Genomic DNA, 18253 nt, shown 5'->3' on the forward strand with positions numbered 1-18253 from the left:
CGGCGGCGGGCGGGTGTGCGGGCGGGCCGGACGCCGGGACGCCCGCGTGTACGGACGGGCCGAAGGCGCGGGCGGAGCGGTTGTGTTGGCCGACCCGGCCGCGCGGCGGCGACTTGCCACGTATCGTGAGAGGCCATGGACCGTACGCATCCGGGATCATGGGTCAATTGCACAGCAAGTGACCGCAATTGACGGATTGATGCGGTCTCCGTGACCGGGAGATCGTGCGCTCTGGGGAGGCCTCGTGGACGACTACGCGGGTCGGGTTCTTGCCGACCGCTACCGCCTGCCGCTGCCCCCGTCCGATGCGTACGAACTGGTGGAGACCCGGGCGTTCGACACCTACAGCGGGCAGGAGGTGCTGGTCCGCCAGGTGCCGTTGCCCGAGGTGGTGGACGCGGAGGTCCTGGACGCCGACGGAATGCCGTCGGCGGCGCGGCGGGCCACCGGACGGGCCGTGCGCAGGTCCACCGATCCCGCCGTCCGGCGGGCGATCGAGGCCGCGCAGGCGGCCGCCCAGGTGCCGGACCACCCGCGCCTCGACCAGGTCTTCGACGTGTTCGCGGAGGCGGGATCGCTCTGGATAGTGAGCGAACTGGTCGCGGCCCGGCCGCTCGCCGCGCTCCTCGCGGAGCGCCCGCTCAATCCGTTCCGGGCCGCCGAGATCGGCTCGGACGTGCTCACCGCCCTGCGGGTGCTGCACGCGCACGGCTGGACGCACCGCAACATCACCGTCCGCACGGTGCTGGTCTGCGACGACGGCCGGGTGGTGCTGACCGGCCTGGCGGCGGGGGCCGCCGAGGAGGCGCTGTGCGGGTACGTTCCGGTGCCGCGACCGGACGACGAGGACGGTTACGGGCCGCCGGCGGTCGAGACCGGCCCGACCGGGCCGTACGAAGGGTTCTCGTCCCCGGCCGCCACGCCTGAGCTGGAGACTTCCGACCCGCCGTCGTCCGCCGGGGTACCGGCCGCGCGGGGCCACCTGGAGATCGAGTCGGCGCCGTCGCTCGAAGCCGCCGTGCCGGAGCGCCAGGAGCTCGTCCCGCGCCCGGCCCACCCCGCCGTTCCCGTCGCGGAGCCGGGCGCGGGCAGCGCCGCGCAGTTGCGGGCCGCCCGTGCCGGGGCCATCGCCGCCTACCGGGCGGGCGCCCGCGCGGCGGTCCGCGCCCAGGAGACCCAGCAGCAGGACGGCCCCGCCACCGGTCCGGCGGCGTCCGGCCCCACCGCCGGTCCGGAGGCGACCGGACCTGGCCATGGAAGTGCCTCCGGTCCGGGCGGTGTCTCCGTCTCCGCCGGGGAGGCGTGGCAGGACGGCGGACCAGGGGGCCCGGAGCCCGCGGTGCGGCCGGGCGACCCCGGCGGGCCCGGACGGATACCGGGGCCCGCCGACGCCCCGGGCACCGGTACCGACGCACCGGGCGCGACCAGGCCCGGCCCCGGCTCGTCCGTCACCGGCCTGCCCGCCGGCCGCCCCGGTGGCGGCGAGCCCGGAGCGGGCCCCGCACCGGCCGGGCCCGGTGGTCCGGGGCGGCCCCGGCTGAGCGGGACCTGGGGACGGCCGGTGGAGCCGCCGTACCAGGGGCCGTTCGCCGACGACGACGTCTACGACGACGAGGGGGACGACGAGGACGACGACGGCGACGACGGCATCCTGCCCCCCGGCCGCCGGGTGCATCTCGCCGGTACCTGGGACGACGGCCCCGGCGACGGCCGCCCGGTCCCCGCGGGCGGTTCCGGTGGCGGCTTCGGCTGGGACGAGCCGTGGGCCGAATCCCGGCACGGGGCCGACCGCCCCGACGACCGCCCAGGCGGCCGGAACGACTGGGGCGACGACGACACCGACCACCGCCCCGAGGACCGCCCCGACCGCCTGCCGCAACCCGTGGGCGCCCGTGCCTCCACCAGCGGCTGGGACGAGGTCGTCGCGGGCAGCGGCGGCGAGACCTCCGTCTACCGGGGCCCCGCCACACCGCTCGCAGCCGAACGCGCCCGGCAGGCCCGTATCGCGGTCGTCGGCGCCGTCACCGAGCGGTGGGCGCCCGAACAGGCCGGACCGGTCCACGACAACTGGCAGCTGGCCCCGCCCATCGGCCCCTCCACCGACCTGTGGGCGCTCGGCGCCCTGCTCTACCGGGCCGTCCAGGGCCACGCGCCCTACCCGGAGGAGAACGCGGCCGAGCTCGTCCAGATGGTCTGCGGCGAGCCGCCCGCCTTCGCCGAGGAGTGCGGCCCGCTGCGGCCGGTCGTCGAGTCGCTGCTGCGTCAGGACCCCACCGAGCGCCCCGACTTCGAGGAGCTGCGTGGCTGGCTGCGCTCCCTCGTACGCTCCGCCCCCGAACCGGAGGCGGGCGCCGACGTCGTCACCCTGCCGCCCACGGACACCGACCGGCTGCCCATCGTGCGGCGGCGGGGCGAACTGGTCCGCAGGCGCTGGGGCCGTGGCGCCGCCCAGGGCCGGCACCGCCAGGGCAAGCGGCAGCGCCCCGAGCCGCCGCGTCCCCGGTACGAGAAGCCGCCGCGCGCGCCCCGGGGACCCAAGGAGCCCAAGGAACTGCGGGAGCCCAAGGGCCCCAAGGTGCTGCGCCGGCCTCCGCCCGGCGGAAAGGCGCCGCGACGGCTGGGGCGGCTGCTCCTCGTGCTGATCCTGCTGCTGATGGCCGCCGCCGTGGCCTACGCCGTGCTGTTCATGCCCGGCGCGGACACCGACGCCGACACGGACAACGCCTCCCAGGGCCGGCCCACCGGGTCCGCCTCTCCCGCCCCGGGGAAGAGCCCCTCGGCCGGGGCCTCGGACAAGGCGTCCGCCTCGCCCGGCGGCGGGTCGCAGCGGCCGCAGACCAGCCGCTCCGCCGCCGCCGTCGCCTCCGGTTACGCGCTGCGGAAGGACGCGGAGGGCTTCGAGGTCGGCGTGCCGAAGGACTTCCAGCGCAGCCCGGCCAACACACAGCGTCAGATCGTGTACGGAAGCGACGGATTCAGTGTGCTGATCGTGCCCGGCCGGGACTCCGTCAAGGCCAACGGCGCCGACCCGCTGGACTACCAGCGCACCAAGGAACCGGAGTTGCGCCCCTTCCGGGAGTCCAGCTGGGCCAGCTCGTCGGGTGTGCGACGCGTCGATGTCGGACAACAGGTCATGGCCGAGGGGCAGTTCACCTGGCAGGAGAGCGGCGGCCGTGAGGTGTATGTCCGCAATCTGGTCATGATCGTGTCCGGTCGGTACCACATCGTGCAGGTCATCGGCCCGGTGAACGAGCGTGACAAGGTGACCGGCATCTACGAACAGGCCGTCGCCACCTACCGTGTGAGTTCCTGACGGAGAGTCGGCGGACGCGACAAGCATCACAGTGCGGTCTCGTGGGCGATGCGCGGTTACGCGCCACCGCTTCCCCTCCGTAACCTGGGAGTTCGAGGGAATGGGGCGGGGACACACGTGGAACAGGCGCAGGGTACGGAGTCGGGGCTCGTGCTGGCGGGCCGGTACCGGCTCGGTGACGTCCTGGGGCGCGGCGGTATGGGCAAGGTGTGGCGCGCCCATGACGAGGTGCTCCACCGCACCGTCGCCGTCAAGGAGTTGACCGCCGGACTGTACGCGGCCGAGGCGGACCGGGCCGTGCTCCACGCCCGTACGCAGAAGGAGGCGCGGGCCGCCGCGCGGATCACCCACCCCGGTGTCGTCACGGTCCACGACGTCATCGAGTACGACAACCGGCCCTGGATCGTCATGCAGTACGTGGACGGGCCCTCGCTCGCCGACGCGACGAAGGAGACCGGCGAGATCGAGCCACGCGAGGCGGCCCGCATCGGTCTCCATGTGCTCAGCGCCCTCCAGGCCGCGCACAGCGCGGGCGTGCTGCACCGGGACGTGAAGCCGGGCAACGTCCTGCTGGCCCGGGACGGCCTGGTGCTGCTGACCGACTTCGGGATCGCCGCGATCGAGGGCGACTCCACCATCACCCGGACCGGCGAACTGGTGGGCTCCATCGACTACCTGGCGCCGGAGCGGGTGCGCGGCGGCGATCCGGGGCCCGCCTCCGACCTGTGGTCGCTGGGCGCCACGCTCTACACGGCGGTCGAGGGACGCTCCCCGTTCCGGCGTACGTCGCCGATCTCCACCATGCAGGCCGTCGTCACCGAGGAGCCGCCGCACCCGGACCGGGGCGGCGCCCTGGCGCCCGTCATCACGGCACTGCTGCGCAAGGAGCCCGAGGACCGGCCCACGGCCGCGCAGGCCGAACGGATGCTGCTGGACGCGATGGAGGGCCGCAAGCCCCGCGCGGCCCAGGCGCATGTGCCCACGCAGCGCCTGTCCGACGAGGAGATGCACGCGTTCTCGGTTCCGGAGGGGTCCACGGCCCGGCTTCCGCAGGACGCCCTGCCACCGGAGCCCCCGCCCGTCGCCACCTCGGTGCCCACCGTCCGGCGCAGCCGGGGGCGGTGGCGTACGGCGGTCCTGGTCGTGGCGGTGGCGGCGCTGCTCGGCGGGGCGGCGGGGCTGGTCGCGATGAAGATGGGCGGACGCGACGGGGGGTCGGGCGTCGTCGCGGAGGAGCAGGGCACCGCCGGTCCGGACACCCCGACGCCGTCCGGATCGTCCGAGGAGTCGTCCGGGGCGTCCGGCCCGTCCGAGGAGTCGAAGGGGTCCGGGTCCTCGGAGGAGCCGGCCTCCGACGCGCGGCCCGCCGCCAAGGAGGTCCCCGACGGCTGGAAGCGCGTCGAGGACCCCGAGGGCTTCAGCCTCGCCGTACCGGAGGGCTGGACCCGGCAGACGGACGGCGGCCAGATCGACTACACCCCGGACAACGGGGCGCACCGGATCCGGATAGGCGTCGATCCCGACCCCGACTTCGACACCCCGTACGCGCACATGCTCGGCATCGAGAAGGACCTCGCGGCCCGGCTGCCCGCGTACGAGCGGCTGACGCTGCACTCGAACATCTTCCGCGACCGGCCCGGCTCCCTGTGGGAGTTCACCTGGACGGAGTCCAAGGACCACCCGGGCCCGCGCCACGGGATCGACCAGATGTACTTCGGTGAGCCCGGCGGACCGGAGTACGCGCTGTACATGACCGGGCCCGAGGAGGACTGGGCGGAGACCCGGCAGCTCTTCGAGACGATGCTCCGCAGCTGGCAACCCCCGGCACAGGACGGCTGACGCCCTCCTCGGGGAGGGCCGGGCGCGGGCACCGGGCACTCCTGACGACGGAGCGCACCGGGTACCCCGGACGGCGGACCGCGCGCCGGCCACTCGGCCGGCGGTCTCCGGGCGGCGGTCTCCGAAACCGCCGGGAAAAAGATCCGCGCCGAGGCCGACAGGGGGACGAGCCGGCCCGGATCACGACCGGCGACGGACAGAGAGCCCCTGATCAGCGGTTATGTCGCCAGTGATCACTGGCCGGGTTGCCGGGCGCGGCCGAGGGCGTGCGCGGGGACGGCGAAAACCTGTTACCGACGGGTACCCAAAGCGGGCGACGCGGCATACTCTCGCCCTCATGACGGACTCGCAGGCCCCCTCGACCACCGCCGCCGCTTCCGCCGCCCGCGCCGGCACCAACCCGGTGGCCGCCGCCCCCGCGGGGGCGCGTACCGCCGCCGACGTGGTCACCCCCGAGGTGATCGCGCGGCTGACCCGCGGAGTCGTCGGCTCGGGCCGTACGGCGAGCCACGCCCCGTTCACCGGCGGCAGGCTGGCGGAGCTGCCCGAGTCCACCCCCGAGGACGTGGAGACCGCCTTCGCACGCGCCCGCGCCGCCCAGCCCGCCTGGGCCGCGACACCCGTGGCCACCCGGGCCGCGGTGCTGCTGCGCTTCCACGACCTGGTCCTGCGACGCCAGACCGAGATCCTGGACCTCGTGCAGCTGGAGACCGGCAAGGCCCGCCTGCACGCGCACGAGGAGGTGCAGGGCGTCGCCGTCACCGCCCGGCACTACGGGCGGCAGGCCGCCGCGTATCTGCGCCCCAAGCGGCACACCGGGGTCGTCCCGGTCCTGACGAAGGTCACCGAGCTGCGCCAGCCGCGCGGGGTCATCGGCCAGATCACCCCCTGGAACTACCCCCTCGCGCTCTCCGTCGGGGACGCGCTGCCCGCCTTCGTCTCCGGCAACGCCGTCGTGATGAAGCCCGACACGGAGACCGCGCTGACCGCGCTGTGGGCCCGTGAACTGCTGATCGAGGCGGGGCTGCCCGCCGAGGTGTTCCAGGTGGTCATCGGGGACGGCCCCGTCGTCGGCCCCGAGGTCGTCGCCCGCGCGGACTACGTCTCCTTCACCGGCTCCACCCGCACCGGCCGCGACGTCGCCCAGCGCGCCGCCGCCCGGCTGATCGGCGTCTCGCTGGAACTCGGCGGCAAGAACCCCATGCTCGTCCTCGCCGACGCCGACGTGGAGAAGGCCGCCGCCGGTGCCGTCCGCGCCTGCTTCTCCTCCGCCGGGCAGCTCTGCATCTCCATCGAGCGGCTGTACGTCCACGAGTCGGTCGCGGACGCCTTCGTGGAGCGCTTCGCCGCCCGGACGAGGGCCATGCGCCTCGGCGCGTCCCTCGCGTACGGCGCCGACATGGGCTGCCTCGCCGGTGAGCGGCAGCTGGAGACCGTCGTCCGGCACGTCGACGAGGCCGTGGAGAAGGGCGCCACCCTGGTCGCCGGAGGGGTCGCCCGCCCCGACATCGGTCCGCACTTCTACGAGCCGACCATCCTCGACCACGTCCAGGAGCCGATGGCCGTCTGCACCCAGGAGACCTTCGGCCCCGTCGTCTCCCTCTACCGCTTCACCGACGAGGAGGAGGCGGTGGCCGCCGCGAACGCCACCCCGTACGGCCTCAACGCCAGCGTCTGGACCAAGGACGCCCGGCGCGGCCGGGCCGTCGCCGCCCGGCTGCGGGCCGGCACCGTCAACATCAACGAGGGGTACGCCCCCGCCTACGGCAGCGTCCGGTCCCCGATGGGCGGCATGAAGGACTCGGGCCTCGGCCGCCGGCACGGTTCCGAGGGCATCCTGCGCTACACCGAGGCCCAGACCGTGGCCCACCAACGGCTGATCCCGCTCGCCCCGTCCTTCGGGATGGACGACGAGAAGTACACCGCCTTCATGAGCCGCGCCCTCCAGGCGATGAAGACCTTCCGGCTGCGCTGACCCGCCGCCGCCCCGCCCGTTCCGCCTTCCTTCACCGGCCTTTCTTACCGAGGAGAGCCATGTCCCAGGACAGCCCTGCCCAGAAACCGGCCGGCCCGGCCGTTCCGGCGGCGGACGACGCCGCGTACGACTACGACGTCCTCGTCGTCGGATCGGGCTTCGGCGGCGCGGTCTCGGCCCTGCGGCTGAGCGAGAAGGGATACCGCGTCGGCGTCCTGGAGGCAGGCCGCCGCTTCACCCGCGAGACCCTCCCCAAGAACTCCTGGGACATCAAGAACTACCTGTGGGCCCCGGCGCTGGGCCTGTTCGGCATCCAGCGGGTGCATCTGCTCGGCAAGGTGATGGTGCTGGCCGGCGCGGGCGTCGGCGGCGGCTCCCTCAACTACGCCAACACGCTGTACGTGCCGCCCGCGCCGTTCTTCGAGGACCGCCAGTGGGCCGGCATCACCGACTGGAAGGACGAACTGGCCCCGTACTACGACCAGGCCACCCGCATGCTCGGGGTCCGGCTCAACCCGACCATGACCCCCGCCGACGTCCACCTCAAGGCCGCCGCCCAGGCTATGGGGGCGGGTGACACCTTCCACCTCGCCCCGGTCGGCGTCTTCTTCGGCGACGGCGAGGACGCCGACGGCACCGCGCGCGCGAAGCCCGGCGCGGAGGTCGCGGACCCCTACTTCGGCGGGGCGGGGCCGTCCCGGCGGGCCTGCTCCGAGTGCGGCGAGTGCATGACGGGCTGCCGCCACGGGGCGAAGAACACCCTGAACGAGAACTACCTCTACCTGGCGCAGAAAGCCGGTGCCGTCGTCCGCCCGATGACCACCGTCGTCGCCGTCACCGACGACCCGGACGGCGGCTACCGGGTTTCCGCCGTACCCACACACCGCCGCCGGAAGGCCACGCCCACCGTCCTGCGCGCCCGCCAGGTGATCGTGGCGGCGGGCACGTACGGGACGCAGACCCTGCTGCACACCATGAAGGACCAAGGCCTCTTGCCCCGGATCTCGGCGCGGCTCGGCGAGCTGACCCGGACCAACTCCGAGGGCCTGGTGGGCGCGCAGACCAGCGACCGCCGCTACCGGAAGAAGCACGGCATCGGGAAGGCCGACTTCACCCGGGGCGTCGCCATCACCTCGTCGGTCCACCCCGACGAGAACACCCATATCGAGCCCGTGCGGTACGGCAGGGGGTCCAACGCGATGGGTGCCATGACCATCCTTCAGGTCCCCTACAGCACACACCGGGTACGGGCCTGGTTCGGCAACGTGGCCAGGCACCCGTGGCTCTCGGTCCGTTCGCTGTCCAACCGGCGCTGGTCGGAGCGGACCATCATCGGGCTCGTCATGCAGTCGCTCGACAACTCCCTGACGGCGTACCGCAAACCGGGCGGCCTCGGCAAGGGGCTGCTCACCGCCCGGCAGGGCCACGGCACGCCCAACCCGACGCAGATCGCGGAGGCGACCCAGGCCGCCACGCTGCTCGCCCAGGAGATCAACGGCTTCCCCGGCTCGAACGTCGGGGAGCTGATGGGGACCCCGCTCACCGCGCACTTCCTCGGCGGCTGCGCGATCGGGGAGAGCGCGGAGACCGGTGTCATCGACCCGTACCACCGGGTCCACGGGCACCCGGGCATCTCGGTGGTCGACGGTTCGGCGGTCTCCGCCAACCTCGGCGTCAACCCGTCGCTGACCATCACCGCGCAGGCGGAACGCGCGATGTCGTTCTGGCCCAACAAGGGCGAGGCGGACCCCCGTCCGGCTCAGGGCGCGGCCTACGAACGGCTGACCGCCGTCGAACCGAAGGCGCCCGCGGTGCCGGAGAAGGCCTTCGGGGCGCTGAAACTGCCGTTCCTGGGCATCCCGGCCGTCCCTCCGAGGGTCGCCGCTCCGCGGACCGCTGATCGGGAGCCCGCCGTTCCGAAGGCCGCCGCCGTTCCGAACCCCGCCGATCGGGAGACCGCGCCGGAGACGACCCCGGACGCCTGAACACCTCGGGCCGGCGCACGGCCTCTGACGGGACGTCAGGGGCTGATCGCCCAGGGGCCAGGCACGCCGAAGGGGCCGCGCCCTCACCGGGCGCGGCCCCTCGGATGCCGGCGGTACGCGCCTTACGCGGCGGCGTCACCGTTCCTGCGGCGTCGCACGACGAACATCGCGCCAGCGCCCAGCACCACGGCCGCGCCGCCCGCCAGGGCGATCATCGGCGTCGAGGAGGACGAACCGGTCTCGGCCAGGCTGCCCGTCAGCTGGGCGGTGCCGGCGTTCGGCTTCGTCGTCGGCGGGACCGGGATCTTGCCGCCTTCCTGGGGCGCGGCGCCGTCCTGGTCACCGGCCTCGACGATCTGGAACTTGTAGCTGACGTCCGTGAAGCACGGGACCGTCTCCTCCTCCTGACCGAAGACGAGCCCGCCGCCGAGGCTGAAGCCCGCACCCACCGGGGCGCTCTTCTTCACCTTGACGCGCAGCGGGATGTCCACCTCGTAGCCCGGCTTGATCGTGTCGGTCGCGCCGACGATGCCCGCCGTCAGACCGCCGTCGGACACGTCCTCCCAGGTTCCCTCGTTGAGGGCCTGGAGCTCGACCTGCTTGGTGGTGAAGAGGTCGTCGCCGTGCTTGTCCGTCGAGGCGCCGGCGAAGAACAGGACGTTGTTCACCGTGTTCTTGGAGTCGTTGTAGGCGTTCAGCCGGAACTTGTGCCAGCCGCTGCCCCGGACGATCTTGCCGGAGAGGCCCTTGACGGACAGCTCCAGCGGGCGCGGCTCGCACACCGGGGTGATCTCGTCGTCCTCGGGGTCCGTGTCCTCCGACGGCGTGGCGGTCGGCGTCGGGGACGCCGGGACCGTCGCGGACGGGGTGGCGGACGGGCTGGTGCTCTCGGACGGCGTCGTGGCCCCGTCCTCGGGCTTCTGGGTCTCCTCGGCGTCCCCCGGCGTCTGGGACGTCTCGTCGTCCGGCGTGGCCGACACCGTCTCCTCGGGCGCGGCGGTCTCGGACGTGGAGTCGGAGGGCTCGGGGGAGGTGCTCTCCGTCGTCGTGGTGGTCGGCTCGGCGTACGCGGCCGGTGCCGAGAGCAGCGCGAGGGGCGCTATGACGGCGGTGGCGGCGGCGAGCGCCATGGTGCGGCGAAGCTTCATGTTGGGCCTCAGCGGGTCCGTGGGTACCGCGCGGGTTGCGGTACGGCGAAAGGTGAACGGCCTGCCGTTGTGGGGCACGGGACGAGCCGGAGTGTTCGCCATGCATGACCGGTGGAACGGGGCAACGGTTGCCCCCGGCCTCACAGAATCTTTATGTGGTACACGACACACTCCCGCCACACGCCCACCACGCATCCGCCACATCCCCACCACGCCCCCGACGCATCACCACGCGCACTCCGCGGGCGGCCGGTCCCGGGCGTCCCCGGGTCCGGCCGCACTGGGGTGACCGGGCGGCTGTCCCCTGCCGACCGGCCACACGCGCCGGAACGCGGTCCCACGACGTACCTGCGGTACGCCACACGCCCCGGCGGAGCCACGCGTGGTTTCCCATCGATGCCGCCCCTGGCTGGCACGGACACCCGGACCAACGAGGCCGCCGGAGACCGGTCACGCGCCGTACGGGTGAGAACGGGCCCGAACGCGGGTGCGGCCGTACGCCTTCCCGGTCGGGGTGCGCCGGAGCGCGACCCGGCAGGCCGTGCCCCGGCCCCGCCCGCCGGGGGATCCGGGCCCCGCCTGCCAGGAACCCGCCCCGGTGGCGTCACACCCGGCCGCGGCACAGCTCCAGCAGCGTCATGGCCAGCGCGGTGCCCGGCTTGCCGAGCGCCTGGCTGTAGTGGCCGAGGACGTCCATCTCGCGGGAGAGGTTCACCCGACGGCCGCCGGAGGTGATCCTCGCCTCCTGGATCACGGCGGAGACCGCCATGCGCTCCTGGACCAGGCCGATGATCCGGTCGTCCAGGGCGTCGATGCGCGCCCTGGCGTCCCCGATCAGCGAGGCGGCCTCGTCGGTGTGCGCGCCGGTCCGCTCGGCGGCCGTCTTCGGGGTGGCGGTGCTGGTCATCTGTGACTCCCGGTGAGGTGCGGCTCCCCGGACCGACCGCCCCGCAACGCCAAGGCGCCCCGGGCCTGTCGGCCCGGGGCGCCTGGAGAGGTGCTTGTCAGTTGCTCAAGCAGCACGACCATGGCAGCCGGCGGGCCGGGTGCCATAGGTAAAGACGAAGGTCGTGTGCTGACGCATGGGCGACAGTATGGACCCGCCCCGGCACCGGGGCCACGCCGGGCCCGGATCGTGAGACGGGAGCCCGGCCCGGCCGGGACGGGCGGGGAGCCCGGTGGGGGAAAGCCGGGCGGCCGGTAGAATCGGGAGGACACACCCCTCTCCACCGCCGGAAGGCCGCCCAGTGCCAGCAGCACCCCCCGCCGCCCCCGACAGCACCACCGACGTGGTTCTCGTAGTCGACTTCGGCGCACAGTACGCCCAGCTCATCGCCCGCCGTGTCCGTGAGGCCCGGGTCTACAGCGAGATCGTCCCGTCCACGATGCCGGTGGCCGAGATGCTGGCCAAGAACCCGCGCGCGATCATCCTGTCCGGCGGCCCGTCCTCGGTGTACGCGGAGGGGGCGCCCAGCCTGGACCGTGCGCTGTTCGAGGCCGGGGTCCCGGTCTTCGGCATGTGCTACGGCTTCCAGCTGATGGCCACCACCCTCGGCGGCACGGTGGACGACAACGGAGCCCGCGAGTACGGCCGGACCGCGCTCGCCGTCTCCAAGTCCGGCTCCACCCTCTTCGAGGGCACCCCCGCCGAGCAGTCCGTGTGGATGTCGCACGGCGACGCCTGCTCCGCCGCCCCCGAGGGCTTCACCGTCACCGCGTCCACGGACGTCGTCCCGGTCGCCGCCTTCGAGAACGACGAGAAGAAGCTGTACGGCGTCCAGTACCACCCGGAGGTCATGCACTCGACCTACGGCCAGCAGGTCCTGGAGCACTTCCTCTACCGGGGCGCCGGCATCGAGCCGGTCTGGACGACCAGCAACGTCGTCGAGGAGCAGATCGCCCTGATCCGCGAGCAGGTCGGCACCAAGCGCGCCATCTGCGGCCTCTCCGGCGGCGTGGACTCCGCGGTCGCCGCGGCCCTGGTCCAGAAGGCCATCGGCTCCCAGCTCACCTGCGTGTACGTCGACCACGGTCTGATGCGCAAGGGCGAGACCGAGCAGGTGGAGAAGGACTTCGTGGCCGCCACCGGCGTCCAGCTCAAGGTCGTCGACGCGGAGAAGCGCTTCCTGGACGCGCTGGCCGGGGTGTCCGACCCGGAGCAGAAGCGGAAGATCATCGGCCGGGAGTTCATCCGGGTCTTCGAGCAGGCCCAGGCCGAGATCGTGGCCGAGGCCGCCGGTGGCGAGGACGTCGCCTTCCTCGTCCAGGGCACCCTCTACCCCGACGTGGTGGAGTCCGGCGGCGGCACCGGCACCGCCAACATCAAGTCCCACCACAACGTGGGCGGCCTCCCCGAGGACATCGAGTTCCAGCTCGTGGAGCCGCTGCGCCAGCTGTTCAAGGACGAGGTCCGGATGGTCGGCCAGGAGCTCGGCCTGCCCGACGAGATCGTCCAGCGCCAGCCCTTCCCCGGCCCCGGCCTCGGCATCCGTATCGTCGGCGAGGTCACCAAGGAGCGGCTCGACCTGCTGCGCGAGGCCGACGCCATCGCCCGCGAGGAGCTGACGGCGGCCGGCTTGGACCGTGACATCTGGCAGTGCCCCGTGGTCCTGCTCGCGGACGTGCGGAGCGTCGGCGTCCAGGGCGACGGCCGTACGTACGGCCACCCGATCGTGCTGCGCCCGGTCTCCTCCGAGGACGCGATGACGGCCGACTGGTCGCGCCTCCCGTACGAGACGCTGGCGAAGATCTCCACCCGCATCACCAACGAGGTCGCCGAGGTCAACCGCGTGGTGCTCGACGTGACGAGCAAGCCGCCGGGGACCATCGAGTGGGAGTGACCCCAGCTCCCTGAGGACCTCCGAGGTCAACGACGGTGCCGTCGTCCATTCGTTTGGGCGGCGGCACCGTCGTACGTGCTGGGTACGCTGGCCGAGGAGACGAGACTCTGCCCCATGGGAGCAATCATGAGTGCCGCACCCGACGACGAACTGACCGAGCCCTACCGCTACCCCGTGCCCCCGCCCCAGGGCTGGGTCGCGGAGGACCTCGACCGGCTTCCGGACCTTCCGCGGCACACGGAGCTGATCGACGGGAGTCTCGTCTTCATGAGTCCGCAGCGGAAGTTCCACACGCGCGTGATGTGGCTTCTGGAGAGGGCGTTGCTGGGGTGTCTGCCAGACGGTCTGGACGTCGACCGGGAGATGAGTGTCAAGCTCGACACCAGGAACCGGCCGGAACCGGATCTGCTGGTCTATCGTGCGGAGGCCGACGCCGGAGCAGACCAGACCTGGTACGCACCCGAGGACGTCGTGCTGGTCGTCGAAGTCGTGTCGCCGGACTCCGTCGACCGTGACCGTGACGTCAAGCCCCGTAAGTACGCCGCCGCCGGGATCGCGCACTTCTGGCGGGTCGAGGCCAATGACGACGGCCTGCCCGTCGTCTACGTCTACGAACTCGACCCGGCACTCGAGGCGTACACGCCCACGGGCATCTACCACAACAAGCTCAAGCTGGACGTACCGTTCCCGGTCGAGGCGGACCTCACGGAGCTGTACAGCCGGGGCCGGTAGAACTCGCTGTCCGGGGACGGGGCCGGCGTGCCAGGGTGAGGGCCATGGCCACCGACGACGTACGCGCCCTCATGTCCGCCCCCGGGAACGACCGCCTGATCTGGAACACCCCGCTGTCCGAGGAGCACGCCGCCCGGCTGATCGCCGTCTGCGCGCCCGCCCCGGGGGCGCGGATCGTGGACTTCGGCAGTGGCTGGGGGGAGCTGCTGGCGCGTCTGGTGGAGGCGGCGCCGGGGGCCACCGGGGACGGTGTGGAGACCGACCCGGAGGCCGTGGCGCGGGGGCGGCGGCTGGTCGAGGGGCGCGGGCTCGCCGACCGGGTCTCCTTCCACGAGGTGCCGGCCGCCGCGTACGCGCGGGACGGCTACGACCTGGCCGTCTCCATCGGCGCCGCGCACGCCTGGCCCGGAGGCGCGGCGGAGGCCCTGAGGGCCCTGCGGGCCGCCGTACGGCCCGGTGGCCGGGTGCTGTTCGGGGACGGGTTCTGGGAGCGGGAGCCGTCACCCGCCGCGCTGGAGGGGCTGGGGGCCGAGCCGGGGGACTTCGGCTCGTTGCTGGAGCTGATCAGGCTGGCCGAGTCCGCCGGGCTGCGGGCGCTCCAGGTGACCGTGGCCGATCAGCGCGAGTGGGACCTCTTCGAGTCAGCCGCCAACATCGGCCGGGGCGAGCGCTGGGCGCTGGACCGTCCCGGGCATCCGCTGCACGCCGAGGTGACCGCGGCCGTCGACGCCCGCCGCACCGGCTACTACGGCGGCTACCGGGGGACCCTGGGCCTCGCCTACCTCGTCCTCGGCACCTGACGAACCCGACATTCCACCCCTGGCAATCGCACATGTGTGCAAGGGTTGCCGCCGGGCTGCCCCGATGTGGGCGGATCCCGCTCCGTACGGCACAATTCGCAGAAATCAGAGGCGAGTTGGTTCTGCGAGGGTGGGAAAGGGCGGCGTTCTCCGTGGCGTTGGACGAGGCGAGGGCGAAGAGCACGCACGCGGGCGGCTGCACGTGCGGCGACTGCCCGCACGGAGCGCGCGAGGGACACCGCCGGGCCGTGGCCGCCTTCCTGACGAGACGGGACGAACTGGCCACCGGAAAGGGGCTGCCCGCCGGGGTCGCGCAGTCCGCCTCGGCGTCCCGGCAGTGGGTCTCCGACGAGCTGACCCAGTCGGCCCGCACCCTCGCCGAACGCGGCCGTGAGGCCGGTGACGCCTGGCTCCACACCGTCCGCCGGCGCACCCTGGTCATCGTCTGGGGCGCCGTCGTCCTCCTCGCCCTGGGCGAGTCCTTCACCGCCATCGGCCCCGGCTGGTCCACCGCCCGTACGGCGGGGCTGGCCGCCGGGCTGATCACGGCCGCCCTGCTCACCGGCGCCGCCCACGTGCACCGGGCCCGCGGCGGGCTGCTCGCCCCGCTGATCGGTGAGGACAACCGGCTCTCCACCTCACGCGCCGTCGCCGCCTCCTGGGTGCTGCTCGCCGTCTTCGCGGTCCTGGTCCTCGCCCTCCAACTGGCCGGCGCCTCCGACCACACGGACCGCGACACCCTGATCGAGGGCCTGGACCTGGTCCGCTCGGCCGGGGTGCTGACCGTGCTCGCGCTGGTGTGCGCGGTCGCCGTCGTCGTACGCCGGGTGGTGACCGTACGCGTCCTTGACCAGCGGCTCCAGAAGCTGCGGGCCGACCGGCCACGGGCCGCCGACCTGCTCACCGACGACTCCGGGCGCGGCAGCTTCACCGATGTGCAGTACGTCCTGGTCAGCACGGTGGCCGTGCTGTTCGCCGCGGTCCGCCTGGCCCGCCGCCCCGAGCAACTGCCCGACCTGCCCTGGGGCCTGGCGCTGCTGGTGGCCGTCTCCGCGGCGACCTACTTCGCCGGGAAGTACGCGGAGGGCGGCCGCCCCGTCGTCCTGTCGGTCGTCCGGGCCCGGGAGGCCGGAGACCTGGACGCCCCGATCCGTACCGGCGACGACATCGAGATCCGGGGGGCCGGGTTCGTACCGCCCGGCGCGGGCGGCCCCGACCGCCTCGCCCGGGTCGTCGTCCGGATCGGCCGGGTGCACGTCCACGTCCCGCTGATCCCGGTCGCCGGAGGTTTCGCCAACCCGGCGGACACGGTGCTGACGGTGCCGGTGCCGGTCGAGGTCGAACCGGGCGTCGTGGACGTCCAGGTCATCACGGCGGCGGGCGTCGAGACCGAACCCTGCGCGATCGACGTCACCGACTGAGCCCGCGGGTACGCGCAGGCCCACCCCCTACGTAAGGTCTGTTGAAAGGCCAACGGAAGGCGGGCAGTGATGCAGGGATACGGCACAGGGGCCTACGGGCTGCGGGAGCCGAGGCGTGTCCGGGACCTGGCGCGGCAGTACGCGCTGGTGCCCCTGCGGATCTTCCTCGGCGTCACCTTCGTCTACGCGGGGCTCGACAAGCTGACCGACAGCGCGTTCCTGTCCGCGAGCGGCCCCGGGTCGATCGGCGAGCTGATGGAGTCCGTCCGCGACAGCGCCGCGTTCCCGGGCCTCGTCGATCTCGGGCTGAAGAGCCCCGACGGCTTCGGATACGCCCTGGCGACCGGCGAACTCCTCGTCGGCCTCGGCACCCTGGCCGGGCTGTGGGCCCGGATCGCGGCCCTCGGCGGCGCGCTGATCTCGCTGACCCTGTGGCTGACGGTGAGCTGGCAGTCCACGCCCTACTACTACGGCAACGACCTGGTCTACCTCATGGCCTGGCTGCCGCTGCTGCTCGCCGGAGCCGAGTTCCTGTCCGCCGACGCCCTCCTCGCGTCCCGGCGGCGGCGGAGCCGGTAGCTCACCCACGTCACCGTCGCCGCGCACCAGAGCCCGCCGAGGAACAGCGGGAGGAAGAACGTCCACGGGGCGTCCCAGACCCCCGCCGCGTCCGCCGCGTAGCCGCCGGCCAGGGCCAGCATGACGAGGCCCGCCACCGCGCGGCCGGGCCGGATCTCATGACGTGGCACGGGTGACCTCCACCTGTCCGATGCCGACTTCCAGGGTCAGTTCGACCGTGCCGGCGGGCTTGCTGTCCTCCAGCGGGCCGAAGGTCTGCCGGGTGTGCAGGCCGGTGGCCAGCCGCGTCCCGTCGGGGGCCGGCGTGAACAGCCGGATGTCGCCCAGGCCCGCCTCGGCGTCCACCTTCACCGTCACCCCGTTCGGTACGACGACACGGGCGACGCCCGCCCCGACCTCGACCCGGGTGCGCACCGTGGCGCCCTCGGGGACGGCGAGGCGGGACAGGTCGAGCCTCGCCACCCCGGTGCCCAGCTCGTACCGGGGCTCGACCGTCGCCACCGAGGCCGGCCGCCAGTCCTCGCGGACCCAGTCGGTGCCGATCTCCTTCGGTACGGCCGAGGCGCCCGCCAGCAGGCCCGCGGTGATCACCGCCAGGGTGATCGTGCCGAAGCCGGTACGGCCGAGGAATGAGGCGACCAGCAGACCGAGGCCGAACACCGCGAGGGCGGCGGCGAGCCCGAACTGCAGACTCGTGCCCAGCGGGTGGGTGTCCCAGCTCAGCCCCGTGCCCAGACCGCCCGCGACCAGCGCGAGCAGGAAGACCGGCCCGCCGATCGAACGGGGCCCCCGGGTCTCCGGCGCCCCTCGCGGAGTCAGGAACGGGTCGGTCGTGGTCGTCCCGCGCCGACGCGCGGCCCCGGCGTCGAGCGGCTGGTCCGCGGGACCCCACAGATAGCCCGGACCCATCGGCCCGGTCGTGCCGTCCTTGACGATCGGGTCCCGCCACCAGGACGGGCTGCCCGGCGTGGGCGGCGCCTTCACCTCGGGCGGCGCCCGGGGTGCCTTCACCTCGGCCGGTGCCCCGGGGGCGGGCGGACGCGCGGCCCCGCCGTGGTGCTGCGCCGTCGCGCCCGGCGGCTCCTCGGGGGGCGCCGTCGTGCCCCGGTGCTGGGTCCAGACCGCGAAGCCGACGACGGCCACGGACAGCATCGTCGCGAAGGCGAACATCCCGCCGTTGTGCAGCATCGACAGCAGAAGCCCGCAGCCCACCAGCGCGAAGAGCAGCGCGACCAGGGACGCGCCCTCGACCCGGCCCGACAGCAGCTTGCGCGCCTCGTTCTCCTCCTCGCCCTCCAGGGGCAGCAGGAGCCACGCGAAGCCGTAGAAGATCAGCCCGATGCCACCGGTGACCGCGAGGACGCCGATCACGATCCGGAAGATCACCGGGTCCACGTCGCAGTACCGGCCCAGCCCGCCGCACACCCCGGCCACAGCCTTCTGCCGCGGGCTGCGCTGCAACGGGGGCCGGGGCCCTGGGTGCGGTGCGACACCGGGGGCGGTGTCCTGGGGAACGGTCATGCCTCCATGGTGACGGCCCGTACGCCCCGGCGGGAGACGGGGCGACCCTGGCCGGTCCCTGATATTCCGCTCGGGGATTCCCGGGGGCGGACCGGGGGCG

General features: G+C 73.6%; 13 protein-coding genes. 9 read left to right on the forward strand and 4 right to left on the reverse strand.

From position 1 onward, the window contains the following. Nucleotides 1-244 precede the first annotated feature (244 nt). The 4 genes from B9S64_RS20310 to B9S64_RS20325 all read left to right on the forward strand — a co-directional run bounded on the left by B9S64_RS20310 (nt 245) and on the right by B9S64_RS20325 (nt 9112). On the forward strand, nt 245-3313 hold the full coding sequence (locus tag B9S64_RS20310) for a protein kinase (RefSeq protein WP_109492079.1): 3069 nt from the start codon (nt 245-247) through the stop codon (nt 3311-3313). A 117-nt stretch (nt 3314-3430) separates the two neighbouring features. Beyond that, entirely contained in the window at nt 3431-5152 is a 1722-nt protein-coding gene (locus tag B9S64_RS20315) for a serine/threonine-protein kinase (RefSeq protein WP_103491135.1), read from the forward strand. A gap of 337 nt (nt 5153-5489) precedes the next feature. Continuing rightward, a complete protein-coding gene (locus tag B9S64_RS20320; protein WP_103491134.1) occupies nt 5490-7127 on the forward strand; it encodes a succinic semialdehyde dehydrogenase in 1638 nt (545 codons plus the stop codon). Between the two features lie 59 nt (nt 7128-7186). Continuing rightward, nucleotides 7187-9112, forward strand: coding sequence for a GMC oxidoreductase (locus B9S64_RS20325; protein ID WP_258037838.1), 1926 nt, complete (start codon nt 7187-7189; stop codon nt 9110-9112). Nucleotides 9113-9234: 122 nt separating this feature from the next. On the opposite strand, the gene B9S64_RS20330 is transcribed toward B9S64_RS20325, so the two are convergent. Beyond that, entirely contained in the window at nt 9235-10260 is a 1026-nt protein-coding gene (locus B9S64_RS20330) for an LAETG motif-containing sortase-dependent surface protein (protein WP_103491133.1), read from the reverse strand. 604 nt (nt 10261-10864) lie between these two features. Continuing rightward, on the reverse strand, nt 10865-11167 hold the full coding sequence (locus B9S64_RS20335; RefSeq protein ID WP_103491132.1) for a chorismate mutase: 303 nt from the start codon (nt 11165-11167) through the stop codon (nt 10865-10867). A gap of 340 nt (nt 11168-11507) precedes the next feature. Between B9S64_RS20335 and guaA the strand changes: the two genes are divergently transcribed. From guaA to B9S64_RS20360, 5 genes are all read left to right on the forward strand, one after another. Further along, entirely contained in the window at nt 11508-13100 is a 1593-nt protein-coding gene (gene guaA / locus B9S64_RS20340) for a glutamine-hydrolyzing GMP synthase (RefSeq protein ID WP_103491131.1), read from the forward strand. A 126-nt stretch (nt 13101-13226) separates the two neighbouring features. Continuing rightward, entirely contained in the window at nt 13227-13832 is a 606-nt protein-coding gene (locus B9S64_RS20345; RefSeq protein WP_103491130.1) for a Uma2 family endonuclease, read from the forward strand. Between the two features lie 44 nt (nt 13833-13876). Beyond that, a complete protein-coding gene (locus tag B9S64_RS20350; RefSeq protein WP_103491129.1) occupies nt 13877-14632 on the forward strand; it encodes a cyclopropane-fatty-acyl-phospholipid synthase family protein in 756 nt (251 codons plus the stop codon). A 152-nt stretch (nt 14633-14784) separates the two neighbouring features. Further along, nucleotides 14785-16053 carry a hypothetical protein gene (locus tag B9S64_RS20355; protein ID WP_103491128.1) on the forward strand — a complete coding sequence of 423 codons (1269 nt, stop codon included), beginning with the start codon at nt 14785-14787 and terminating at the stop codon, nt 16051-16053. 69 nt (nt 16054-16122) lie between these two features. Beyond that, nucleotides 16123-16632 (forward strand): DoxX family protein, encoded by a 510-nt coding sequence (locus tag B9S64_RS20360; protein WP_103491127.1) that lies wholly within the window; start codon nt 16123-16125, stop codon nt 16630-16632. On the opposite strand, the gene B9S64_RS35120 is transcribed toward B9S64_RS20360, so the two are convergent. After that, nucleotides 16539-16802, reverse strand: a complete 264-nt coding sequence (locus B9S64_RS35120) for a hypothetical protein (protein ID WP_103491126.1) — start codon at nt 16800-16802, stop codon at nt 16539-16541. The genes B9S64_RS20360 and B9S64_RS35120 overlap by 94 nt on opposite strands. Next, the gene (locus B9S64_RS20370) at nt 16789-18153 is read right to left on the reverse strand and encodes a PspC domain-containing protein (protein ID WP_103491125.1); all 1365 of its coding nucleotides are present in this window, start codon (nt 18151-18153) and stop codon (nt 16789-16791) included. Before B9S64_RS20370 ends, B9S64_RS35120 begins: the two co-directional genes overlap by 14 nt. Nucleotides 18154-18253 lie beyond the last annotated feature (100 nt).

This window comes from Streptomyces sp. SM18 (assembly GCF_002910775.2).
GTDB lineage: Bacteria > Actinomycetota > Actinomycetes > Streptomycetales > Streptomycetaceae > Streptomyces > Streptomyces halstedii.